Raw genomic sequence first — 23,606 nt, forward strand, 5'->3', positions numbered from 1 at the left:
ATGTCTTCCCTAAGCGAGCTGGATTGCCAGCGCCTTGCCCCGATTACCGCAAATGAAGCCTTTCAGGCGCTGCTGGTCGATATCCGTGAGCGCGCCCAGCGTGAGGAATTCGATCAGCAGCGATATATCTCCGATGACGTGATCGAGCGTTTCAAGGAGCTGGGCGTCTACCGCGCCCTGGTGCCTACCCGCTTTGGCGGTGAGCAGCGCAATCCCATGGAGTTCTGCGAGATGGTGGAGGAAATCTCCGCCGCCGACGGCTCCGCCGGCTGGGTCGCCAGCTTCGGCATGAACCCGGTGTACCTGGCGGCCCTGCCGCTGGCAACGCTGGAGAAGCTCTATGCCAATGGCCCGGACGTCATATTTGCCGGTGGCATTTTCCCTCCGCAGCCGGCCGATCTGCATGACGGTGGCTTCAAGGTCAGTGGCCGCTGGCGCTTCTCCAGTGGCTGCAAGGGCGCGAGCCTGATTGGCGTCGGTATCAGCCCGAAGAACGGCGAGACGTTGGGGCTGCCACGCCTGGCGGTGATGCCGAGGGAGAAGGTGGCGATCGAGGAAACCTGGAACGTGGTTGGCCTGATCGGTACCGGCAGCCACGACGTGGTGATCGATGGTGTGGTGGTGCCCGAAGAGTGGACGTTCGTCCGCGGCGGCGCTTCCAACCTCGATGAGCCGATGTTCCGCTACCCCTCGCTGTCTTTCGCCACGCAGGTGCTGTCCGTGGTTGGCCTGGGCGTGGCCCGTGCTGCCCTGGACTACCTCTCCGGCATGGCCAGTGGTCGTTTCTCCGTTACCGGTGCTCCGGCTCTGGCCGATCGTCCGCTGGCGCAAATGCAGATGGCCAAGGCCGAAGCGGAACTGCGCGCCGCCCGTGCCTGGTTCTATGAAGCCATGGAAGACGCCTGGAACAGCGTGGTTGCCGGTACGCCGGTGAGCATCGAGCAGACCAACCTGCTGCGCCTGTCCTCGACCCACGCCACCCGTGTGTCTGCCGAAGTGGCGCGCACCGCGCAGATGCTCTCGGGCATGACCGGTGTCTATCGCGACAACCCCCTGTCGCGCTTCGTCAACGACACCCTGGTGATCACCCAGCATGCCTTCATGGGCGACATGACCTACCAGAACGCCGGCGCGATCTTCTTCGGCAACAAGCCGCTGCCTGGCTACCTGTGACTTTCAACTGACAGATCGGTGATTGTGATGACTGAGAAAAAAGCCCTGCGCGTCCTGTTCTGCATGGGCATCAACCAGAACTTCTTCGACGCCCCACGTGAAGAGCAACTGGAAGTCTGGGCGGCGTTCAGCGCCATGTGGAACGGTATCCATGACCTGCCCGGGGTGACGGTATTCGGCAACATGGACGACGACCAGAGCATGGTCGGCCCATCCACCGGCTACCCCTGGACCACCTACCTGCTGGCCGACGTGCCGGACATCGAAACGGTGCACGCGGCCTGCAACCTGTTCCGCACCACCGCCGTGGGCACCGGCCCGTACAAGCTGTGGCGCTACTGCAAGGTGGAAGCGCGTACCGGCCGTGAACTGATCATCCAGCGGGCCTGAGCCATGAGCCGATCCCTCGAAGCCCGCCTGCACCAGCTGGAAAGCGAGAACGCCGTGCGTGCCTGCATGAACCGCTACATGGTGCTGTGCGACGCGCTCGACGCGCGCACTCCGCTGGACGAGCTGGCCGGGCTGTTCACCGCCGACGCCATCTGGGAAGGCAAGGGCGCGAAGTACGCCAAGAGCTTCGGCGGCTACCGGGGGCGCGAGGCGATCCGCGCGATGTTTGCCGGCTACATGACAGAGCCGGCGCACTTCGCCCTCAACGTGCACTTCCTCTGCTCGGAGCTGATCCGCGTGGAGGGCGACGAGGCTAGCGGCAGCTGGGTGATGTTGCAGACCTCCACCTTCGCCAGTGGCGCTTCGCACCTCAATGCGGCGCGGCTGACGGTGCGCTTTCGCGAAGAGCAAGGCGTCTGGCGCATGGCCCATTTCCAGACCGAGAACCTGTTCGGTCGCCCGGTCGATGCCTGGAACAGCGATGCCCACCTGCCCGTGCCGGGCAAGAACCAACAGACCTAGGGTGGGCTTTAGCCCACCGCAGAAAGGCCAGACGTGGGCTGAAGCCCACCCTACGAAGATGGCGCTAGCCGGAGCTCCGACTTTCGGACAAGGCGAGCAAAAGAAATTGTGAGTCGGCACGTAATGCTGACGAGGAGTGACCGTGACCAACCTGATCGAAACCGTGAACCTGGCCAGCTCGCCGGCCGACCTGGTGCTGCACGACCGCGTGCACACCTCCCTGTACACCGATGCGCGCATCTTCGACGAAGAGCTGGAGAAGGTCTTCTACAGCACCTGGGTGTGGGTGGCGCACGCCAGCGAGATTCCCGACAACGGCAGCTACAAGAGCACCTACATCGGCAAGCAGCCGGTGATCGTCGTGCGCGACCGCAAGAAGGACGTGCACGTGCTGCTCAATCGCTGCCGCCACCGTGGCGCCACCGTCTGCGAGCACAAGAAGGGCAAGACCAACAGCTTCGTCTGCCCCTACCACGGCTGGAGCTACGCCCTCGACGGCAGCCTGCGTGGCGTGCCGCACCCGGAGAGCTACGCCGACTGCCTGGACAAGGGCGAGCTGCCGCTGGTCAGCCTGCGCGTCGAGCAATACAACGGCATGATCTTCGCCACCTTCAAGGACGACATCGAGCCGCTGGAAGATTTCCTCGGCGCGGCGAAGAAATGGATCGACCTGTTCATGAAACAGGGCGCCGGCTATGGCGTGAAGGTCTCCGGTGAGCATCGCTTCCGCTTCCCCGGCAACTGGAAGATCCAGTTGGAGAACACCACCGACGCCTACCACTTCCCGCTGGTGCACAAGTCGTTTTTGTCCTCGGTGGACGAGCAGACCCTGGAACTGTTCGATTTCGTCGAAGGCCCCGGCTATGTCGAAGATCTCGGCAACGGCCACAGCGTGATGGTGATGATCCCCGACCTGGTGGATCTGGAAGCCGACCTCGACAAACCGATCCCCGAGCGCTTCGAGGCCCTGGCCCAGGAGCTGCGTGACGAAGGCATCGAGGAACAGCAGGTGCGCCGCATCGTTCGCGCCGTCGGCGGTTCGGGTTTCAACCTCAACCTGTTCCCCAACGTCGCCTGCTCCATGGCCTTCTTCCGCGTGCTGCAGCCGGTCTCGGTGAACGAGACTGAGATCCACCATGCAGTGATCACCATGGACGGCGGCCCGGCCGTGGCCAACCGCTACCGCCTGCGCCTGCACGAACACTTCCAGGGCCCGATGGGCTTCGGTACGCCGGACGACTCCGAGGCCTGGGAGCGCGTGCAGAAGGGCGCCCAGGCCGGCAGCGACCTGTGGATCATGCTCAACCGCGGCCTGCCCGGCGAGAAGCCGAGCGAGGACGGCCTGGTCAGCGACGTGAGCGCCGAGACCGGCATGCGCGCGGCCTACCAGCAGTGGAAAAAGATGATGTCGGCCTGAGTCGTTCTCGCCCCTCTCTCGGCGCGATGAGAGGGGCCTGCTGCTCAGTTCCGTAACGCACTTATTTGAAGAGAACGACCATGAATCTTGAACTGCTCAACCACGTCAGCGCCTTCATCTGGCAGGAAGCGGACATGCTCGACCACGGCGACTTCGACGCCTGGCTGAACCTGTGGGCCGACAAGGGCACCTACATCATCCCCATCGACCCCAACGAGACCGATTTCGAGAACACCCTCAACTACGCCTACGACGACCATCACATGCGCCAGTTGCGCGTGCAGCGCCTGATCGGCGGCGAGTCCATCTCCACCAGCCCGCGTGCCCGCACCGTGCGCAGCCTGTCGCGCTTTCGCGTGCTCGGCGAGGAAGACGGCGTGGTCACCGTGCGCTGCGCGCAGAACCTGCGCGAGTTCCGCAAGGACGTGCTCAAGCACTACACCGCCGATATCACCTTCCAGCTCAAGCGTGACGGTGACTGCTTCAAGATCCAGCGCAAGCTGATCCAGCTGATCAACTCCACCGATACCCTCGCCGGTATCGGTTACATCCTCTAAGAGGCCTGCCATGAGCCAAGTTGCATTGGTCACCGGCGCCGCCCAGGGCCTCGGTCTGTCCATCGCCAGCCGGCTGTTCGCAGCCGGTTATGCGGTGGTGATCACCGATCTTTCGCTGGAGCGTGCCCAGGCCGCCGCCGACCGCCTTGATCCGAGCGGTCAGCGCAGCCTGGCGCTGCAACTCGACGTGGCCAGCAAGGCCGACTTCGAGGCCGCGCTGGCCGCCGTCCTGGCCCGTTGGGGCGCGCTGCACGTGGCGGTCAACAGCGCCGCGATGACCCGCAGCACGCCGGTCATGCAGATCAGCCCGGAAGAGTTCGACCAGGTCATGAGCCTCAACACCCGCAGCATCTTCCTCGGCTGCCAGGTGTTCGGCGGGCACATGGCCGGCGCCGGCTACGGGCGGATCGTCAACATGGCCTCGCTAGCCGGGCAGAACGGCGGCACCGCCACGGGCGCGCACTACGCCGCCTCCAAGGGCGCCATCGTCACCCTGACCAAGATCTTCGCCAAGGAGCTGGCGGCCGCCGGCGTGACGGTCAACGCCATCGCCCCCGGCCCCATCGAGTCGCCTGCCGTGCATGCGGCAGTGCCGCCAGAGCGCATGGCCGGGCTGCTGGCCAATATCCCGGTGAAGCGCCTCGGCGATGCCGATTTCCTCGGTGACCTGGTGGTGCAACTGGCGCGCCCGGAAGCCTACTTCACCACCGGGGCGACCTGGGACGTGAACGGCGGCCTGTTCATGCGCTGAACCCCGTCCGCTGCGGCCCAATGGCTGCAGCGGACAAAAGAAAGAATGCCGCGCGTGCGAGCTGCGGACTGTAACGAACGAGAACAATCAGCACCCCGAAGGGTGCGGGAAGGTCGGTATGACTGAGCAAGTGTTGAACCTGGTGGTACGCAAGCGGCAGGAGCAAGGCGAGGGCGTGGTGATCCTCGACCTCGCCGATCCGACGGGCAGCAATCTGCCGACCTTCGAGGCCGGTGCCCATGTCGATATCCACCTCAAACCCGGCCTGGTGCGCCAATATTCGCTGTGCGGTGACCCGGCCAACGCCAGCGTCTACCGCCTAGGGGTGCTGCGTGATCCGGCTTCGCGCGGTGGCTCGGTGGCGGTTCACGAGCTGCTCACCGAGGGCGCCAGCGTCAGCGTCGGCACGCCGCGCAACCTGTTTCCCCTGGCTGCGGGCGCCAGCCGTTCGATCCTTATCGGTGGCGGCATCGGCATCACCCCGATGATCGCCATGGCGCATCAGCTGACCGCCCAGGACAGCCCGTTCGAGCTGCACTACTGCGGGCGTTCGCGCAACCGCACGGCCTTCCTCGATGAACTGGCGGGCGCCGATTTCGCTGCCTGCGTACGCACTCACTTCGATGATGAAGGCGATGCGCAGAAGCTCGACCTGCCGGCCGTGCTCGGCCAGCCGGGCGCCGGTGTGCACGTCTACGTGTGCGGCCCGTCCGGCTTCATGGACTGGGTCATCGACGGTGCACGCAAGGCCGGTTACACCGAGGATCACATCCACCGCGAGTACTTCCAGGTGGAAGTCGACGCCAGCGGCGACAGCTTCGAGGTGGTGGCCCAGCGCAGCGGCAAGAGCGTTCAGGTTGCCGAAGGCCAGACCATCATCGATGCCCTCGCCACCGTCGGCATCAAGGTGGAAATCTCCTGCGAGCAGGGCGTCTGTGGCACCTGTCTGTGCGACGTGCTGGAAGGCGAACCGGATCACCGCGACGTCTACCTGACCGATGACGAGAAGGCCGCCAACGACCAGATCCTGGTCTGCTGTTCGCGCGCCAAGTCGAAAAAACTGGTGCTGGATATCTAGCGCAGGCCGCTAATAGATGAGGGCAAGATCATGGTCGATACCACAGGTTTCCGTAATGCCATGGCGCTGCTAGGCGGCGCCGTATCAGTGATCACCACCGACGGTGCAGCCGGGCGCTGGGGCTTCACCGCCTCGGCCGTATGCAGCGTCACCGACCAGCCGCCGACGCTGCTGGTATGCATGAACCGCGCGTCGTTTTCCAACGGCCACTTCAAGCAGAACGGCGTGCTCAGCGTGAACGTGCTGAGCGCCGAGCTGAAGGACATCTCCGGCGTGTTCGCCAACCGCGAACTGGACTCCGACCAGCGTTTCGCTCAGGCCAGCTGGAGCACCCTGGAAAGTGGCGCGCCGCTGCTGGACGACGCCCTGGTCAATTTCGATTGCCGCATCGCCCAGGCGCATGAGGTGGGTTCGCACACCATCTTCTATTGCGAGGTGCTGGGTATTCGTAACGGCAAGAACCAGGACGGCCTGGTGTATTTCAACCGTGCCTATCACCGCTTGGGCGAGCAGTCACGTTCGGCCTGCTGAGACGCCGTGGGTGGGCAGTGGCCCACCCGCCGTTTTGCCAGTGCCACAGGATTTTCCGAAGTAACTTCGGAAATGCCGGATGAAGTGCCATTTCATCCTGAAACATGCAGTACCCGTTAATAAGAAATAACTGCCCGATAGTTATGGGTAGCGCCTTGCTACGACCTTTTTTGCAGTAAGTGGTTATAAAAACAACACTGCGGATTAACTGCCTAGTTTGAGTTACCTGCTAATTAATCTGCTTCCACTCATTGTGCCTTGCACAAGTAACAAAGGATCAAAACAATGTTCCAGAACAACTGGCTGGCCAGCAGCATGGGTGCTGTCGGCCTGATGGGCATGTTCGCATCGATTTCCGCCCAAGCGGACTTTATCGATGATCGACAAGTCAGTCTTGGTTTGCGCAACTTCTATATCGACCGTGACTTCAAACAGCACGATGCACCCAAGTCGCGTGTTGGCAGTTGGACTCAAGGTTTCGACTTTCGCGCCATTTCAGGATATACCGAAGGCACTGTGCAATTCGGTCTCGATGTATCTGCGCAATATGCCTATCGCCTCGATGGCGGTGGTGGCCGCGGCCCGGACACCATCATTCCCTACGATGACAGCAAGGGCGAGCAGGTTCGCGACTACGGCCGCGCCGCGCTGACCGCCAAGATGCGCTACTCCAAGACCGAGTTGAAGATCGGCGAACATCGCCCGACGTTGCCGGTGGCCTTCTACGACGACTCGCGGCAACTGATCACCACCTACCACGGCTTCATGCTGGAGTCGCGCGAGGTGGACAAGCTGACCCTCACCGCCGGCCGCTTCACCGAGATCAGCAGCCGTGAATCGTCCAACCGCGAGAAGATGTACCTGTTCAATGGGCCGGACATCCAACGCCGCAGCGATGGTCTGAATTTCGCTGGGGCCACCTATGCCTTCACCCCGGCCCTGTCGGCTACCTACTTCTACGGTCAGCTGGAAGACATCTATCAGCAGCAGTACCTCGGCGCCACCCACAACGCCGACCTGGGTAATGGCTTCGGGCTGAAGACCGACCTGCGCTACTTCGACAACCGTGAAGACGGCAAGGCGCTCTACGGCGACATCGACAACCGCTCCTACGGCGCCATGACCACCCTGCGCAAGGGCGCTCACGCCATCGGTGTCGGCTACCAACGCATGCTCGGCGACAGTACCTTCCCCACCCTCAACGGCTATGCGCCGCAGCCGTACCTGGTGAACTGGTCCACCGTGGCCTTCGTCAAGCCCAACGAGAGTTCCTGGCAACTGCGCTATGACCTGGACTTCGCCAGCTATGGCGTGCCCGGCTTGAAGCTGATGACCCGCTACATGCGCGGCACCGGTATCGACCGTGGCAACAACGATCTGGATCAGAACGTCGAGAGCGAACGCAACATCTTCCTCAGCTACGTGGTGCAGAGTGGCCCGCTCAAGGGCGTGGGCTTCGAGTGGCGCAACATCGACGTGAAGACCCGCTACGGCAACGGCGCGGCTTCGGGTGCTGACTACAAGGAGAACCGCCTGATTACCTCCTACACCTTCAAGTTCTGACCGGCGGCGGGGCCGGGACAGATCCGGCTCCGCCTGCATTCACAGGCTGCGAGAAGACGATGCGACTCTACGAACTGATCACCTTCACCCTGCGCGTGCGCACTCCGGCCGAAGCGCTGAAGCACCTGCGTGAGACGCTCGCCGAGGCGCGCGATGGCTGCGTGCTGATGGGTTGCTGGTCGTCCGAAATCGGCCCGCTTAACCAGATCGCCGTGCTGCGCGGTTTCCGGGACGAGACGGCGCGGCAAGCTGAGCGCGAGCGCTTCCTCCAGGCACCCGATGCCTTCGGTATCGAAGCCTTCATGCTCGACATGAAGGTGGAAAATTACACGCTGTTTCCTTTCCTCGAGCCTCTGGCGCCCGGCCACCACGGGCCGTTCTACGAGCTGCGCGAATACAACCTGATTCCCTCCGGCCTGGCACCGACCATGGCTGGCTGGGAAAAGGCCGTCGGCCCGCGCACCGGCGCCGGCTATTCGGCGGTCTACGCGGCGTTCTTCGCTACCGACGGGCGCACCCCGCGCTACCTGCACATCTGGCCGTACGCCAGCCAGGAGCAGCGCCTGGACGTACGCACTCGCGCGGTGGCGGACGGTGTCTGGCCGCCGGAGAACTCCGGGCCGCAACTGCGCGAAATGCATTCCACCCTCTACCTGCCGGCGGCGTTCTCGCCGCTGCAGTAGGGCAGGACTTTTTTCATGTGTACCTTCAGCCCGTCTCCCTCCTTACGGGCTTTTTTTCTTCCAGCAGCGTCAGTCTTGGAGTGCGTGCGACAGCTCGTTGACCAGCGCCAGGCAATGCTGCAGCGCTGGCGAGGCGTCGCCGACACGGCGGCTGATGATGATCGGCGAGGTGGCTTGCGCCTCCTGCAGCGGCGCGTAGTCGATGTCGACGCGGTGCAGCACCTGTACCGAGGCCGGCACCAGGGTGATGCCGATACCGGCGGCGACCAGGCCGATGGCGGTCTGCAGCTCGTTCGTCCACTGCGCCACACGGATCTGCAGGCCATGCGTGGCGAACAGCGTCAGCACGTGATCAGCGTAGCTCGGGCGCGGGTTGCCCGGATACAGCACGAACGGCTCGCGGGCCAGTTCGGCCAGGCTCACCGGCCCCGGCAGCAGCGGATGCCCGGCGGGCAGGGCGGCCACCAGCGGGTCGAGCCTCAGCACCTGCTGCGAGATGGCTGCATCGTCGATATGGATACGGCCGAAGCCGACGTCGATGCGTCCGGCCTTGAGCGCTTCCACCTGCTGCAGCGTGGTCATTTCCGACAGGCCCAGCTCCAGGCCGGCATCGCTGCGCAGTCGACGGATCAGCTCCGGCAGCACGCCGTAGAGGGTAGACGGGGCGAAGCCGATGCCGAGCCAGGCCTTCTCGCCCGAGCCGATGCGCCGGGTGCTGTCGCAGACCTTGCCCAGTTGCTCGAGCAGGGCGCTGGAGTGTTCGTGAAAGAAGCGCCCGGCTTCGGTCAGGCGCAACGGCCGGCCGCGTTCGAGCAGGGCTACGCCAAGTTCCTCCTCGAGCTGCTGGATCTGTCGGCTCAGCGGCGGCTGGGCAATGTGCAGACGCTCGGCGGCACGGGTGAAGTTGAGGGTCTCGGCGAGCGCCTGGAAGTAGCGCAGGTGGCGAAGCTCCATGAGCGGCTGTCCTCTGAAGTTGACGATACCTGCAGGGTATTGTTGCAGACAAAATCAATATTGGAACCTGTCAAAATGCAGGATCAATATCCGATCACACATATGAACAACCTGATGGGTATTGAAATGAGCCACGCCGCGATCGAGTCGCTCGAAGCGATCATCGTCGACCTGCCGACCATCCGCCCGCACAAGCTGGCGATGCACACCATGCAGAACCAAACCCTGGTGATCCTGCGCCTGCGTTGCGCCGACGGCGTCGAGGGCATCGGTGAGGCCACCACCATCGGTGGCCTGTCCTATGGCAACGAGAGCCCGGACAGCATCAAGGTCAACCTGGATCGTCACTTCGCGCCGCTGCTGATCGGCCAGGACGCGAGCAACATCAACGCCTGCATGCAGCGCATCGACCGTGTGGTGAAGGGCAACACCTTTGCCCGCTCCGCAGTTGAAACCGCGCTGCTCGACGCTCAGGGCAAGCGCCTCGGTCTGCCGGTCAGTGAGATTCTCGGCGGCCGCGTGCGCGATAGCCTGGAAGTGGCCTGGACCCTGGCCAGCGGCGATACCCGCAAGGACATCGCCGAAGGTGAGCAGATGCTCGAAGCCCGTCGCCACCGTATCTTCAAACTGAAGATCGGCGCTGGTGAGGTGAACAAGGATCTGGCCCACGTCATCGCCATCAAGCAGGCCCTGGGTGAGCGCGCCAGTGTGCGTGTCGACGTCAACCAGGCCTGGGACGAAGCGGTAGCCCTGCGCGCCTGCCGCATTCTCGGCGACAACGGCATCGACCTGATCGAGCAGCCGATCTCGCGCCACAACCGTGGTGGTCAGGTACGCCTGAACCAGTCCAGCCCGGCACCGATCATGGCCGACGAATCCATCGAGTGTGTCGAAGACGCCTTCAACCTGGCGCGCGACGGCGCTGCCCCGGTGTTCGCCCTGAAGATCGCCAAGAACGGCGGCCCGCGCGCCGTGCTGCGCACCGCCTGCATCGCCGAGGCGGCCGGCATCGGCCTGTACGGTGGCACCATGCTCGAAGGCAGTGTCGGCACCCTGGCTTCGGCCCATGCCTTCATCACCCTGAACAAGCTGGCCTGGGACACCGAACTGTTCGGCCCGCTGCTGCTGACCGAGGAAATCGTCACCGAGCCGCCGCTGTACCGCGACTTCCAGCTGCACGTGCCGCGCCTGCCTGGCATCGGCCTGACCCTCGACGAAGAGCGCCTGGCGCGCTTCCGCCGTTCCTGACCCTGCCCGAAGGAGGAAAGCCAACATGCTGTTCCACGTGAAGATGACCGTGAAGTTGCCGGTCGACATGGATCCCGCCCAGGCGGCCAAACTCAAGGCTGACGAGAAAGAACTGGCGCAACGCCTGCAGCGCGAAGGCAAGTGGCGCCACCTGTGGCGCATCGCCGGTCACTACGCCAACTACAGCGTCTTCGACCTGGCCAGCGTCGAGGAGCTGCACGACACCCTCATGCAGTTGCCACTGTTCCCCTACATGGACATCGAGGTGAACGGCCTGTGCCGTCATCCTTCTTCGATCCACCAGGACGATCGCTGATCAATCTTCCAATCGATAAAAACAAGATGAGGAAATAATCATGAGCATCAAACTGTCGCATACCGAAAGCGTCCAGAACTTCTTCAAGGAAGTCAGCGGTCTCACCAACGACCAGGGCAGCCCGCGCATGAAGGCGCTGGTCAATCGCATCCTGCAGGACAGCATCCGTATCATCGAAGATATGGAGGTCACCACCGAAGAGTTCTGGAAGGCAGTGGACTATTTCAACCGCATGGGCGCGCGCAGCGAAGCCGGCCTGCTGGTGGCCGGCCTGGGTCTGGAGCACTACCTGGATCTGCTGCTCGATGCCAAGGACGAGGCGGCCGGCCTGCTCGGCGGCACTCCACGTACCATCGAAGGCCCGCTGTACGTGGCTGGCGCGCCGCTGTCCGAAGGCGAGGCGCGGATGGACGATGGCACCGACCCGGGCACGCCGATGTACCTGCATGGCCGCGTGGTCGATGTCTATGGCAAGCCGGTCGCCGGTGCCGTGGTCGATCTGTGGCACGCCAACACCAAGGGCACCTACTCCTACTTCGATTCGAGCCAGAGCGAGTTCAACCTGCGCCGCCGCATCGTCACCGATGCCGATGGCCGCTACCGCGCGCGCAGCATCGTGCCGTCCGGCTATGGCTGCCCGCCCGATGGCACCACCCAGGAAGTGCTCGATCAGCTCGGTCGTCACGGCAACCGCCCGGCGCACATCCACTTCTTCATCTCCGCGCCTGGTTATCGTCACCTGACCACGCAGATCAACCTGGCTGGCGACGAGTACCTGTGGGACGACTTCGCTTATGCCACTCGCGAAGGCCTGATCGGCGACGTGGACTTCATCGAGAGCGAGGCTGCTGCGCGTGATCATGGTTTCCAGGGCAATCGTTTCGCCGAAGTGAAGTTCGACTTCCAGCTGCAAAGCGCCACTGCGCCTGACGCCGAGCAGCGCAACGCGCGTCCACGTGCGCTGCAATAAATCGGGTAGCCAACCACCCTGCGTTTGACCGGCCTTCTGGGCCGGTTTTTTTATTCTGTCCCGCACCGCAGTCGGAGTGCGGAATCGGACTGTGAGCCTGACAGGCTTTGCGGCATCATCAAGGGCATCTGCCTTTGGTGCTCCCGATGAACATCGACACCCGAATCAAATTCCGCCACCTGCTGTGCTTTCTCGAAATCGCCCGCCAGCGTAGTTTCGCCAAGGCGGCCGATGCGCTTGCCGTCAGCCAGCCGGCGATTTCCAAGACGCTCAAGGAGCTGGAGGAAATCCTTGAGGCCAGCCTGTTCGAGCGGGGCAAGAGTGGGGCGAGTCTGACCGCTGCTGGTGTAGCCTTCATGCGCTATGCAGGGCCTTGTGTGCAGGCTCTGCGCGATGGTGTGAACAGCCTGCGTGAGGGCGAGCACGAGTCCGGGCAGGTGCGCGTTGGCGTGCTCTCGACGGTGGAAAGCCTGCTGATTCCCGAGGTGGTGCGACGTCTGCATGAGCGTCACTCGGCGCTGGTGGTCAGCGTCGCCACAGGGCCGGGTGCCTATCTATTGAGCCAGTTGCGCGTCGGCGAACTGGATCTGGTGATCGGCCGTATGACCGACAGCCCGGACATCCAGGGCCTGACCTTTGAGCACCTGTACAGCGAGTCGATGACCCTGGTCGTGCGCCCGGATCATCCGTTGCTTGCCGCTGGCGATGAAGCGCTAGGGCGGCTGGGCGATTACCCGCTGGTATTGCCGACAGCGGGCACCACCATTCGCAAGCACGCAGACAGCTTGTTCGTGCAGTGCGGAGTGACGCCTTCGCGCCAGCGCCTGGAGACCCTGTCGCCGGCACTCAGTCGACGCTACGTGTTGTGCAGCGATGCACTGTGGGTAGCACCGCAGGACTCGGTGTGCCTGGACGTGCAGCGTGGTGAGCTGGCCGAACTGCAGCTGCATGTGCGCGAACCTGGTGGCTCGGTGGGTATCTGCCGCAATGGCGCCTTGAGCCTGCCGCTCGCTGCCGAGCGCTTCTGCGATGTATTGCGCGAGGTGGCGCAGACCTATCGCGAAGGTGTTTTCCCATAACTGTTTGGTTATGTGCTGGCGGCGTCTTTTCAATGTTCATCGAGGCGGGTTTGGCCGAGACTGCGCCAACTCCCCGGGAACCTGCACCCCGGGAAACTCCACAATACCCACAACAGGAGTGCACCATGCCTGCCGAGGACAACCGTCGCTTTGCCATTCGCGACCGCAACTGGCATCCGAAAGCCTTCACCCCCGACTACAAGACATCCATCGCCCGCTCGCCGCGCCAGGCGTTGGTGAGCATCCCGCAGTCGATTTCCGAGACCACCGGTCCGGACTTCTCGCACCTGAAATTCGGCGAGCATGACAACGACCTGCTGCTCAACTTCAACACCGGCTGTCTGCCCATCGGTGAGCGCATCATCGTTTCCGGCCGGGTGATGGATCAGTACGGCAAGCCGATCCCGCATACCCTGGTGGAAATGTGGCAGGCCAACGCTGGCGGCCGCTACCGGCACAAGAACGACCGTTATCTGGCGCCGCTCGATCCCAACTTCGGCGGCGTCGGCCGTGCGCTGACCGACAGTGAAGGTCGCTATATCTTCCGCACCATCAAGCCCGGCCCCTATCCGTGGCGCAACAACCCCAACGACTGGCGTCCGGCGCACATCCACTTCTCGCTCAATGGCCCGTCGATTTCCACGCGTCTGATCACCCAGCTGTATTTCGAGGGTGATCCGCTGATTCCGCTGTGCCCGATCGTCAAGTCGATTGCCAATCCGGACGCTGTACAGACGCTGATCGCCAAGCTCGACATGAGCACGGCCAATCCGATGGATTGTCTGGCCTACCGCTTCGATATCGTGCTGCGTGGCCAGCGCCAGACCCATTTCGAGAACAAGTGAGGAGGATGACCCATGCCTGTTGAATTGCTGCCGGAAACCCCCTCGCAGACCGCTGGCCCCTACGTGCACATCGGCCTGGCCCTGGCTGCTGCCGGCAACCCGACCCGCGAGCAGGAAATCTGGAACCAGATGGCCAGGCCCGAGGCGCCGGGCGAGCACATCGTGTTGGTTGGTCACGTCTATGACGGCAATGGCCATCTGGTACGCGACGCCTTCCTCGAACTGTGGCAAGCCGACCATCAGGGCCAGTACGACGAGGACTACGACCAGAGCAAAGCCTTCAATGGCTTCGGCCGTACCGCTACCACCTTCGATGCCGGCAGCGAGTGGTTCGCCTACACGGTCAAGCCCGGCGTGGTGAACAACGCTGCGGGGGTACCGATGGCGCCGCATATCAACGTCGCCCTGTTCGCCCGTGGTATCAACATCCATCTCAACACCCGCTTGTATTTCGAGGACGAAGCCGAAGCCAACGGCAAGGATCCGGTACTCAACCTGATCGAGCAGCCGCAACGCCGCGAGACGCTGATCGCCAAGCGTTGCGAAGTCGATGGCAAACCGGCCTATCGCTTCGATATCCACATCCAGGGAGAGGCTGAGACGGTCTTCTTTGACTTCTGAGTTGCATGCACAGGCCGTGCGTCTGATCGAGGCGCGCGGCCTGCATCTGGATGATTTGCAGCAACGGATGCTCGCTCGCCTGGCCGACTGGCTGCAGGCGCGCATTCGGCCGTCTACCTGGCGCCGTCGACCTGCTGCCGGGGCCTACCTGTGGGGAGGCGTCGGGCGTGGCAAGAGTTTGTTGCTGGCGGCCTTGTTCGAGGTCGCGCCAGTGGCCAGCAAGCGCCGTGTACATGTCCATGCTTTATTGCAGGACGTGCAGCAACGCATGTTGGCGCATGCCGGCCAGGCCGATCCGCTGCAACGGGTCGCCGACGAACTGGCCAGCGAAGCCCGACTGCTTTACCTCGACGAATTTCACGTCCATGACATTGGTGATGCGATTTTGCTTGGGCGGCTGTTGCAGCCGCTGATCGAGCGCGATTGCATCCTGCTGTTCAGTTCCAACTATGCGCCGGCGCAGTTGTGCCCCAATCCGCTGTATCACAGTCGCTTCAAGCCCTTCGCTGACCTGTTGCAACGGCGTTGCCTGATACTGCAGATGGACGCTGGCCCCGACTATCGTTCTTGCAGCGCGCGGCACTGGGGGCTCTATATGGAAGGCCCGGCGGCTCTACTGGAGGCGCGCCTGGCGCACTTGCCGGCTGCTTCGCAGTTGCTTCTACAGCGCCGCGCTTTGACACTGCGAGGCATGGATGACCGAACGGTTTGGCTGGATTTTTCAGCACTCTGCCGGCAGCCATTGGCCAGCGGCGACTACCTGCAGCTATGCCAGCGTTTCGCGCATCTCGCCATCGGCGAGTTGCCGGCGCTGAGGTACTGTTCGCTGGATGAGCAGCAGCGTCTGGTCAACTTCATCGACATCGCTTACGACAGTGATTGTGAGCTCTGGCTGCAAAGCGAGAGCTCTCTCGATGTGCTGTGCGCAGGTGTCTCGCACGGCGATTTTTCCCGTACTCGCAGTCGTCTCGCGCAACTGCGCCAAGAACAAGTGGAGAGTCTGGCATGCTAGCGGTTCTGAGCATTACCGCACCGATCTTCATCCTTATCGGTCTGGGCTTTTTCTCGGCCCGAATCGCTCTGGTCAATCGTGAACAGGTGCGCGGTATGGGCACCTTCGTCATCTACTTCGCCTTGCCCTCGCTGGTATTCAAGGCATTGGCCGAGCGCAGTTTGAGCGAGGTGCTCAACTGGCCTTATCTGCTGGCCTTTGCGTTGGCATCGCTGAGCCTGTTCGGCATCGGTTTGCTGGTAGCACGGCGTTGGCGCGGCCTTGGGTTGTCGCACAGTGCCATCCTGGCAATGGGCATGTCGGTGTCCAACAGCGGTTTTGTCGGCTACCCCATCGCGGTCATGGTGATCGGGCCGACGGCGGCGCTGGCGATGGCGCTGGGCATGCTGGTGGAGAACCTGGTGATGATTCCACTGGCACTGGCCATTGCTGAGGCCGGTAGACAGGGCGGGCAGGGCTGGACGGTGGCGCGCGAAACGGCGCTGCGCCTGCTGCGCAATCCGCTGATCATCGCCATCGTGCTGGGCTTGGTGATGTCGATGCTGGAGCTGCACCTGCCAATGGTTCCGGCTCGGGTCATCGACATGCTGGCCGCTGCCTCTGCACCGGTGGCGCTGTTCGTCATCGGCGCCACGCTCAACGGTATGAAGATCGGCGGCATGGCGGCGGATCTGGCGCAGACCTCCATCGGCAAATTGATCCTGCATCCGCTGCTGATGTTCGTCGCACTGAGCCTGGTGCCGGGTATCGACCCGATGCTGATGGTCGCCGGCGTGCTGTTCACCAGTGCGCCGATGATGAGCGTGTTTCCCATCCTCGGTCAGCGCTTCGGCCTGGAGGAGCGCTGCGCTGCTGCGCTGGTGGGTTGCACGGTGCTGGCCTTCTTCAGCGTCAGCGTGTTGCTGGTACTGCTGCGCTGGCAGGGATTGCTGCCGGGGTGAGGGCTCGTTTACAGCACCAGGTAATTCTTCACCCCGGTGAAGATGATCTGCGCCGCCAGGGCGCAGACGAATAGGCCCATCAAACGGCTGACGATCTGCAGGCCCTGGTCGCCGAGCAGGCGCTCGAACTGGTTGGACAGGTACAGGACGATGCCGACGGTGAGGCTGGCGAGGAAGATCGCCGCCACGGCCACCAGTTTGTCGTCCCAGTGCGGCTGGCTGGCGCCCATCAGCAGCAGGGCACCGATGGTGCCGGGGCCGACAGTGATTGGAATGGTCAGCGGCACGATGGTGACGTCCTGCTGCACGTTGTCGCTCTGCACCGCCGATTTACCCTGGGCCATGCCGAGCGCGGAGATGAACAGCACCGACCCTGCGCCGATACGGAAGGCGTCGATGGTGATGCCGAACAGGGTAAAGATGTGCTTGCCGAACAGGTACAGCAGCACGCTGGCGATCAGCGTTGCCAGTGCCACCTTCCAGGCCAGACGCTTGCGCTCCTTGAGGGTGTGGCCGCGGCTCAGGCCGATGAAGCAGGAGAGAACGAAGAAGGGGCTATAGAGCACCAGCATCTTCAGGTAGAGGCTGAACATATCGGACGCCATGGCGGCAGGCTCGCAGGAAGGCAGAAAAAGACTAGAAGACCATCAATGTGGCAGGGCGTCACGCTGACGGCGCAGCTCGCGCTCGGCGATCCAGTGCTCGATCAGCTCGCGCAGCTGTGACAGTTCCACCGGTTTGGACATGTGGCCGTCCATGCCGACCGCACGGGCGCGTTCCTTGTGTTCGCTGAGAATGTGCGCGGTCAGGGCCACCACGGGAGTACGTGGACGCTTTTCAGTGGCCTCCCAGGCGCGCAGCTTCTCAGTGGCGGAGAAACCGTCGAGCACCGGCATTTCGCAGTCCATCAGCACCAGGTCGTAGTGCTGCGCTTTCATCGCGTTGAGGGCTTCTTCGCCATTGCTGGCGGTATCTGGCTGCAGGTTGAGTTTGCCGAGCATGCCACGAATCACTTTGGTGGAGATGCTGTTGTCTTCGGCGACCAGAATACGGAAGTCGACCGGTACGTTCAGTGGGGTGCTGACCGGCGTCGGAGCGGCCTGCGCTGGCGTATCGTTGGGGCGTTGCGCCAGCTCGTCGGCGAGGGTGGTCTTGAGCGTATAGCCGGCCACCGGCTTGGCCAGGATGCGCTTGATCCCGGCGTTGCGCGCGATCACCTTGCTCGGCGCGTTGCTGATACCGGTGAGCATGATGATCAGGATGTCGTGGTTGAGGCTCGGATCTTCCTTGATCTTGGCAGCCAGCTGCATGCCGGTCATGCCGGGCATGTCCTGGTCGAGCAGCACGGCATCGAAGTATTCGCGCATGTGCGCTTTGGTGCGTAGCAGGGCCAAGGCCTCCTTGCCCGATGGCACGGCGCTGACCTGCAAACCCCAGGCGTTGCACTGTTGCACCAGTACCTTGCGGCAGGTGTCGTTGTCGTCCACCACCAGCAGGCGGGCGCCCTGCAGCGGGCTGTCGAGGTCGGCTTCCGGTTGTTCGAGGCGTGTGGCGTCCAGTGGCAGGGTCAGCCATAGCGTGGTGCCCTGGTTACCACTGCCTTGAATACCGAATTCGCCGCCCATCAGGCGCACCAGTTGGCGCGCGATGATCAGGCCGAGGCGTCCGCCCAGGCGAGTGGCCGCGAGGAAGTCGCGGCTCTGCAGTTCGGCAGTGAGCAGCGCGTCGCGTTCTTCCGGCAGCAGTGGGCGGCCGCTGTCTTGCACGGCAATGCGCAGGCGATGCTGATCACTGCTGCTATCGAGCGCGGCGACCAGCAGGATCTCGCCTTCGGTGGTCTGCTTGAAGGCATTGTCGAGCAGGCTCAACAGCGCCTGGCGCAGGCGCGTCGGGTCACCGCTGATGACTCGTGGTACTTGCGGCTGAATGAAGCTGATCAGCTCCACCTTCTGTTGCTCGGCCTTGGCGCGGAAGATGTCCAGGCAGTCCTCGATCAGTGCGCCGAGATCGAACTGCACGTCGTCCAGCTCGATCTGTCCGGACTCCAGCTTGGAGATGTCGAGAATCTCATTGATCAGGGTGAGCAGTTCGTTGCCCGAGCTGTGGATGGTCTGCACGTAGTCGCGCTGTTTGGCCGACAGCGGCGTGCCCAGCAGCAGTTCGGTCATGCCCAGCACGCCATTCATTGGCGTGCGAATCTCGTGGCTGATCTTGGCCAGGAACTCGGCCTTGGCGCGTAGCTCGGCGCTGCTCGCTGCCATGGCGGTGCGCTCGTGCAGGGTATCGCGCTGGATCTGCCGCTGACGCTCGGTGAGCGACACACTGAGGATCAGGCCGGCCAGGGTGGCGACGCTGAATACGCCGAGCACCAGCCAGCCCGGATTGAGCTGGTCGAAGCCCAGTAGTACCGGCACGAAGAAGCCGAAGCCGAGGTTGAACACCAGCATGCCAACGGCCACCAGTCGCGCGGGTTGGTACCCGGCGCGCCAGTGCAGGCTGGATACCAACAGCAGATTCAGGGTGCTCAGCGCCACCAGCAGGTAGACCAGCGAGCTGAACCAGAACAGCCCGGTGATGGTGATGCACAGGCCGTAGGCCAGCAGTAGTAGGGCGTTGCCTTGTAGCAGGCGATTGAGTGGGCTGTGCTGTGCTGGTGTATCCCGCACGAAGCCCAGGCCGAAGGCCAGGCCACTGAAGGCGGCGAACAGGGCTGATACATCCGCGATCAACGACTGGTTGTAGCCGAGGCTCGGTAACCACTGGGCAAAGATACCCAGGTTGGCGGACGAGCAGATCGCCAGACCGATGTTCACGCCGGCCAGCCATAGACCACTGGCGCTACGGCTGTAGAGGAAGCGGATGAGGTTGTACAGGGTCAGCAGCAGCAGCGCGCCGAACAGCATGCCATAGAGGTAGGCGGGTTTTTCCAGGCTGACCACTTCGCTCTGATCCATCACCTTGAACCAGGTCATCAGCGGATGGTTCGAGGTGAGGCGGACGTAGGCCACGCGCGTTTGGCCATCGTTCGGTAGCGGCATCAGGTAGAAGCGCGACGGCAGCGGTCGCGAGTCCAGCGGCATGGCCTCGCCCGTGTGCAGGTTCTGCTCCAGCTGGCCGTCTCGCAGCAAGTAATAGTCGAGGTACTGAACCCGCGGGGAGAACACCCAGAGCCAGGTGGGTTGCTGATTGGCCGGCAGTTCGGCACGCAGCCAGACGGCATGCTGGCTTGGCGGGAAGGTGAAGGATTGTTTACTGAGTGGTTTGAACTGCTGGCGCTGGGCGCGTATCTCTTCCAGGCCCAGGCGCGCACTGGCATCGATCAGATAGGACCAATTCGCCGTCGTGACTGCCTTGTCCGCCGCTGTGGCCGGGAAAGCGAGGCCAATCAGCAGTAGGCTGGCGAGTAATCCGATGGCAGTCCTGAGCCGGTGCACGGGCAAATCCTTCTAAGTGAGTGGCCGGATTATAGCCAAGCATATGCTTGGGGAATATGGCGTAGGTGGCCATTTTGCTGGGCTAAATCCCACGGGATGATGGCGCCGGTTTGCTGTCGAGGCAGCATCTGACGCAGTCCTGCGACTGCTCAAGCAGTCGGGGCCTATCGCTGTCAACCCACGAAGCAATGCGTCAAGTTACGGTAGCGTGCCTGTCATTGGCTGCAGGCCAGATGATTCGGTGGTTAGAGGCATTTTCAGGAAAATACGCGCATTAGACTAATGTCTAGTGCTGCCTTCGCCATAGGCGTCTAGCCTTGCCAATCAGAACAATCACAAGAAAGACGTCCGGGCACAGGGCGATCGGCGCTCCAGGCCTCAATGACGTCATGGAGGCAGCCATGAGTGTAGATTCAGCAGTAGAGGGTGGACATGAAGCAGCGAGGCCGATGACCAAGGAGGAGCGCAAGGTCATTCTCGCCTCGTCCCTGGGCACGGTCTTCGAGTGGTACGACTTCTATCTGTACGGTTCACTCTCCGCCATCATCGCGGTGCAGTTCTTCTCCGGCGTCAACCCAACCGCAGCCTTCATCTTCGCTCTCATGGCATTCGCCGCCGGTTTTGCGGTGCGCCCATTCGGTGCGATCTTCTTCGGCCGCCTGGGGGATCTGGTTGGCCGCAAGTACACCTTCCTCATCACCATCCTGATCATGGGCCTGTCGACGTTCATCGTCGGCATCCTGCCTACCTATGCGCAGTGGGGCATCGCGGCGCCGATCATCCTCATCATTCTCCGACTGTTCCAGGGGCTGGCGCTGGGTGGGGAGTACGGCGGGGCGGCGACCTACGTGGCCGAACACGCGCCACATGGCCGGCGTGGCTTCTACACTTCGTGGATCCAGACCACCGCTACACTGGGGCTGTTCCTCTCGCTGCTGGTGATTCTTGGCACCCGTACCTGGCTCGGTGAGGAAGCGTTCGCCGCCTGGGGCTGGCGCATCCCGTTCCTGTTGTCCATCGTACTGCTCGGTGTGTCGGTGTGGATTCGCCTGACCCTCAGTGAAAGCCCGGCCTTCAAGAAGATGAAGGAGGAGGGCAAGACCTCCAAGGCACCGCTGACCGAAGCCTTCGGTCGCTGGGAAAATGCCAAGGTTGCGTTGATCGCCCTGTTTGGTGGCACCGCCGGTCAGGCGGTGGTCTGGTATACCGGGCAGTTCTACGCGCTGTTCTTCCTTACGCAGACACTGAAAGTGGACGGTGCGACGGCGAACATCCTGATCGCCTTGTCGCTGCTGATCGGTACGCCGTTCTTCGTCATCTTTGGCTGGCTGTCGGACAAGATCGGGCGCAAGCCGATCATCCTCGGCGGTTGCCTGGTCGCGGCACTGACCTACTTCCCGCTGTTCGCGCTGATCACTCACTACGCCAATCCGGCGTTGGAGCAGGCCCAGGCCAACTCGCCGGTTGTGGTCGTGGCTGATCCGAACGCGTGCTCGTTCCAGTTCAACCCGGTCGGTACTGCCAAGTTCGTGGCGTCTTGCGACATCGCCAAGGGCTTCCTGGCGCGCAACTCGGTGAACTACTCCAACGAGGCCGCTCCGGCCGGTACCGTGGCGAGCATTCGCATCGGCGACCAGACCATCGCTTCCTTCGAAGGGGCTGGCATGCCGGCCGATCAGTTCAAGGCGCAGTCCGATGCCTTCAACGCCAGCATGACTGAGGCGATCCGCAATGCCGGTTATCCGGCCAAGGCTGATCCGGAGCAGATCAACAAACCGATGCTGGTCTTGCTGCTGACGGTTCTGGTGCTGTTCGTGACCATGGTCTACGGACCGATTGCTGCCTTGCTGGTCGAACTGTTCCCGACACGTATCCGCTACACGGCGATGTCGTTGCCATACCACATTGGTAATGGCTGGTTCGGGGGCTTCCTGCCGACCACCGCATTCGCGATGGTGGCAGCGACGGGGGATATCTATTACGGCTTGTGGTACCCGATCATCGTGGCGGTGATGACCTTCTTCATTGGCTTGTTCCTGATGCCGGAAACCAAGGATCGAGATCTGCGCAACTGGCATTGATCGCCTACCGAAACGAAAAGGCCCCGCATCTGCGGGGCCTTTTCTTTGGCGGTTGTAGCCCGGATGCAATCCGGGGAACTCGCGCTTTCTGTCCCGGATTGCATCCGGGCTACGTAACGAGGTGCTGTCAGCCCTCGCCGCGCTCGCGGGCGATGGCCCGATAGCCGATGTCGTTGCGGTGGAACATGCCGTTCCAGCGAATCTTCTCGGCCAGGCGGTAAGCCTGCTGCTGGGCATCGGCAACGCTGGCGCCGATGGCGGTAGCGCAGAGCACGCGGCCGCCAGCGGTGACGATCTGGCCGTCCTTCAGCGCGGTACCGGCGTGGAATACCTTGCCGTCGAGCTTGGCTGCTTCATCCAGGCCTTCGATCACGTCGCCCTTGGCGTAGTCGCCCGGGTAGCCGCCTGCTGCCAGCACCACGCCAACGGTCGGACGCGGATCCCAGGTCGCTTCGACCTTGTCCAGCGCCTTGGCCAGCGCGGCCTCGACCAGCAGTACCAGCGAGCTTTCCAGGCGCACCATGATCGGCTGGGTTTCCGGGTCGCCGAAGCGGCAGTTGAACTCGATGACTTTCGGCGCGCCCGACTTGTCGATCATCAGACCGGCATAGAGGAAACCGGTGTAGACGTTACCTTCGGCTGCCATGCCGCGCACGGTGGGGTAGATCACCTCGTCCATCACGCGCTTGTGCACCTCGGCGGTGACCACCGGCGCAGGCGAGTAGGCGCCCATGCCGCCAGTATTCGGGCCGCTGTCGGCATCGCCAACGCGCTTGTGATCCTGGCTGGTGGCCATCGGCAATACGTTTTCGCCGTCGACCATGACGATAAAGCTGGCCTCTTCACCATCCAGAAACTCTTCGATCACCACGCGCGAGCCCGCGTCACCGAAGGCATTGCCGGCGAGCATGTCGCGCACGGCGTCTTCGGCTTCCTGCAGGGTCATGGCTACGATCACGCCTTTGCCGGCGGCCAGGCCGTCGGCCTTGATCACGATCGGCGCGCCTTTTTCACGCAGGTAGGCCAGGGCTGGCTCGACCTCGGTGAAGTTCTGGTAGTCGGCCGTCGGGATGTTCTGACGGGCCAGGAAATCCTTGGTGAAGGCTTTGGAGCCTTCCAGCTGGGCGGCGGCGGCGGTGGGGCCGAAGATGTCCAGTTTGCGGCTGCGGAACAGGTCGACCACGCCTTTGACCAGCGGCGCTTCCGGGCCGACGATGGTCAGTTGCACGTTCTTTTCGGCGAAATCGGCCAGTGCCTGGATATCCAGGACGTCGATGGCGACGTTTTCACACTTGGCTTCGGTGGCGGTGCCAGCGTTGCCAGGAGCGATGAAGACTTTCTCGACGCGTTTGTCCTGCGCCACTTTCCAGGCCAGGGCGTGTTCACGACCGCCGCTGCCGATGATCAATACGTTCATGGGATTCTCCTGAGCGTAGCCCG

General features: G+C 62.9%; 23 protein-coding genes. 19 read left to right on the forward strand and 4 right to left on the reverse strand.

All coding sequences use genetic code 11. The features are described 5' to 3' along the window. The 10 genes from C7A17_RS14695 (at position 1) to C7A17_RS14740 (ending at position 8,665) form a co-directional block, all read left to right on the forward strand. On the forward strand, positions 1 to 1,173 hold the full coding sequence (locus C7A17_RS14695) for an acyl-CoA dehydrogenase family protein (RefSeq protein WP_106742942.1): 1,173 nt from the start codon (positions 1 to 3) through the stop codon (positions 1,171 to 1,173). A gap of 27 nt (positions 1,174 to 1,200) precedes the next feature. After that, complete coding sequence (locus C7A17_RS14700; protein ID WP_106738706.1) at positions 1,201 to 1,563, forward strand: IacB protein; 363 nt, start codon at positions 1,201 to 1,203, stop codon at positions 1,561 to 1,563. A 3-nt stretch (positions 1,564 to 1,566) separates the two neighbouring features. Then, positions 1,567 to 2,085, forward strand: a complete 519-nt coding sequence (locus tag C7A17_RS14705) for a nuclear transport factor 2 family protein (protein ID WP_106738707.1) — start codon at positions 1,567 to 1,569, stop codon at positions 2,083 to 2,085. Positions 2,086 to 2,227: 142 nt separating this feature from the next. Next, positions 2,228 to 3,502, forward strand: a complete 1,275-nt coding sequence (locus C7A17_RS14710; protein ID WP_017362058.1) for an aromatic ring-hydroxylating oxygenase subunit alpha — start codon at positions 2,228 to 2,230, stop codon at positions 3,500 to 3,502. Between the two features lie 80 nt (positions 3,503 to 3,582). Next, the gene (locus tag C7A17_RS14715) at positions 3,583 to 4,059 is read left to right on the forward strand and encodes an aromatic-ring-hydroxylating dioxygenase subunit beta (protein WP_106738708.1); all 477 of its coding nucleotides are present in this window, start codon (positions 3,583 to 3,585) and stop codon (positions 4,057 to 4,059) included. 10 nt (positions 4,060 to 4,069) lie between these two features. After that, a complete protein-coding gene (locus C7A17_RS14720; RefSeq protein WP_106738709.1) occupies positions 4,070 to 4,810 on the forward strand; it encodes an SDR family NAD(P)-dependent oxidoreductase in 741 nt (246 codons plus the stop codon). 118 nt (positions 4,811 to 4,928) lie between these two features. Then, positions 4,929 to 5,888 carry a PDR/VanB family oxidoreductase gene (locus C7A17_RS14725; RefSeq protein WP_106738710.1) on the forward strand — a complete coding sequence of 320 codons (960 nt, stop codon included), beginning with the start codon at positions 4,929 to 4,931 and terminating at the stop codon, positions 5,886 to 5,888. Positions 5,889 to 5,918: 30 nt separating this feature from the next. After that, on the forward strand, positions 5,919 to 6,419 hold the full coding sequence (locus C7A17_RS14730) for a flavin reductase (protein WP_013717266.1): 501 nt from the start codon (positions 5,919 to 5,921) through the stop codon (positions 6,417 to 6,419). A 285-nt stretch (positions 6,420 to 6,704) separates the two neighbouring features. After that, positions 6,705 to 7,982 (forward strand): OprD family porin, encoded by a 1,278-nt coding sequence (locus tag C7A17_RS14735; protein WP_106738711.1) that lies wholly within the window; start codon positions 6,705 to 6,707, stop codon positions 7,980 to 7,982. A 59-nt stretch (positions 7,983 to 8,041) separates the two neighbouring features. Next, complete coding sequence (locus tag C7A17_RS14740) at positions 8,042 to 8,665, forward strand: NIPSNAP family protein (RefSeq protein ID WP_106738712.1); 624 nt, start codon at positions 8,042 to 8,044, stop codon at positions 8,663 to 8,665. Positions 8,666 to 8,734: 69 nt separating this feature from the next. On the opposite strand, the gene C7A17_RS14745 is transcribed toward C7A17_RS14740, so the two are convergent. Then, positions 8,735 to 9,619, reverse strand: a complete 885-nt coding sequence (locus C7A17_RS14745; protein ID WP_106738713.1) for a LysR family transcriptional regulator — start codon at positions 9,617 to 9,619, stop codon at positions 8,735 to 8,737. Positions 9,620 to 9,745: 126 nt separating this feature from the next. Here C7A17_RS14745 and C7A17_RS14750 point away from each other — a divergent pair, with 126 nt between their 5' ends. The 8 genes from C7A17_RS14750 (at position 9,746) to C7A17_RS14785 (ending at position 16,651) form a co-directional block, all read left to right on the forward strand. Further along, a complete protein-coding gene (locus C7A17_RS14750) occupies positions 9,746 to 10,867 on the forward strand; it encodes a muconate cycloisomerase family protein (RefSeq protein WP_199796450.1) in 1,122 nt (373 codons plus the stop codon). A gap of 25 nt (positions 10,868 to 10,892) precedes the next feature. After that, positions 10,893 to 11,183 (forward strand): muconolactone Delta-isomerase, encoded by a 291-nt coding sequence (gene catC / locus C7A17_RS14755; RefSeq protein ID WP_106738715.1) that lies wholly within the window; start codon positions 10,893 to 10,895, stop codon positions 11,181 to 11,183. Positions 11,184 to 11,223: 40 nt separating this feature from the next. Beyond that, positions 11,224 to 12,153 carry a catechol 1,2-dioxygenase gene (catA, locus tag C7A17_RS14760; RefSeq protein ID WP_106738716.1) on the forward strand — a complete coding sequence of 310 codons (930 nt, stop codon included), beginning with the start codon at positions 11,224 to 11,226 and terminating at the stop codon, positions 12,151 to 12,153. Between the two features lie 146 nt (positions 12,154 to 12,299). Further along, positions 12,300 to 13,232: a pca operon transcription factor PcaQ gene (gene pcaQ, locus C7A17_RS14765; RefSeq protein ID WP_106738717.1), complete on the forward strand. Its 933-nt coding sequence runs from the start codon at positions 12,300 to 12,302 to the stop codon at positions 13,230 to 13,232. 125 nt (positions 13,233 to 13,357) lie between these two features. Then, positions 13,358 to 14,077 (forward strand): protocatechuate 3,4-dioxygenase subunit beta, encoded by a 720-nt coding sequence (pcaH, locus tag C7A17_RS14770; protein WP_106738718.1) that lies wholly within the window; start codon positions 13,358 to 13,360, stop codon positions 14,075 to 14,077. A gap of 12 nt (positions 14,078 to 14,089) precedes the next feature. Continuing rightward, entirely contained in the window at positions 14,090 to 14,698 is a 609-nt protein-coding gene (pcaG, locus tag C7A17_RS14775) for a protocatechuate 3,4-dioxygenase subunit alpha (RefSeq protein ID WP_106738719.1), read from the forward strand. Then, the gene (gene zapE, locus C7A17_RS14780) at positions 14,688 to 15,710 is read left to right on the forward strand and encodes a cell division protein ZapE (protein ID WP_234035806.1); all 1,023 of its coding nucleotides are present in this window, start codon (positions 14,688 to 14,690) and stop codon (positions 15,708 to 15,710) included. The genes pcaG and zapE overlap by 11 nt, the downstream gene beginning before the upstream one ends. Then, positions 15,704 to 16,651: an AEC family transporter gene (locus C7A17_RS14785; protein ID WP_106738721.1), complete on the forward strand. Its 948-nt coding sequence runs from the start codon at positions 15,704 to 15,706 to the stop codon at positions 16,649 to 16,651. Before zapE ends, C7A17_RS14785 begins: the two co-directional genes overlap by 7 nt. Before the next feature lie 8 nt (positions 16,652 to 16,659). Here the strand turns inward: C7A17_RS14785 and C7A17_RS14790 are convergent, their stop codons facing one another. Together C7A17_RS14790 and C7A17_RS14795 are read right to left on the reverse strand one after the other, a co-directional pair. Further along, on the reverse strand, positions 16,660 to 17,256 hold the full coding sequence (locus C7A17_RS14790) for a MarC family protein (RefSeq protein WP_106738722.1): 597 nt from the start codon (positions 17,254 to 17,256) through the stop codon (positions 16,660 to 16,662). Between the two features lie 42 nt (positions 17,257 to 17,298). Further along, entirely contained in the window at positions 17,299 to 20,085 is a 2,787-nt protein-coding gene (locus C7A17_RS14795) for a hybrid sensor histidine kinase/response regulator (protein WP_106738723.1), read from the reverse strand. 401 nt (positions 20,086 to 20,486) lie between these two features. Between C7A17_RS14795 and C7A17_RS14800 the strand changes: the two genes are divergently transcribed. Continuing rightward, positions 20,487 to 22,166 carry an MFS transporter gene (locus C7A17_RS14800; RefSeq protein WP_394337041.1) on the forward strand — a complete coding sequence of 560 codons (1,680 nt, stop codon included), beginning with the start codon at positions 20,487 to 20,489 and terminating at the stop codon, positions 22,164 to 22,166. Positions 22,167 to 22,293: 127 nt separating this feature from the next. Here C7A17_RS14800 and purD read toward each other — a convergent pair whose 3' ends face one another. Beyond that, positions 22,294 to 23,583, reverse strand: coding sequence for a phosphoribosylamine--glycine ligase (purD, locus tag C7A17_RS14805; RefSeq protein ID WP_106738725.1), 1,290 nt, complete (start codon positions 23,581 to 23,583; stop codon positions 22,294 to 22,296). Positions 23,584 to 23,606: the final 23 nt, after the last annotated feature.

Origin of the sequence: Pseudomonas mendocina (assembly GCF_003008615.1) — a bacterium.
GTDB classification, from domain to species: Bacteria; Pseudomonadota; Gammaproteobacteria; order Pseudomonadales; family Pseudomonadaceae; genus Aquipseudomonas; species Aquipseudomonas mendocina_C.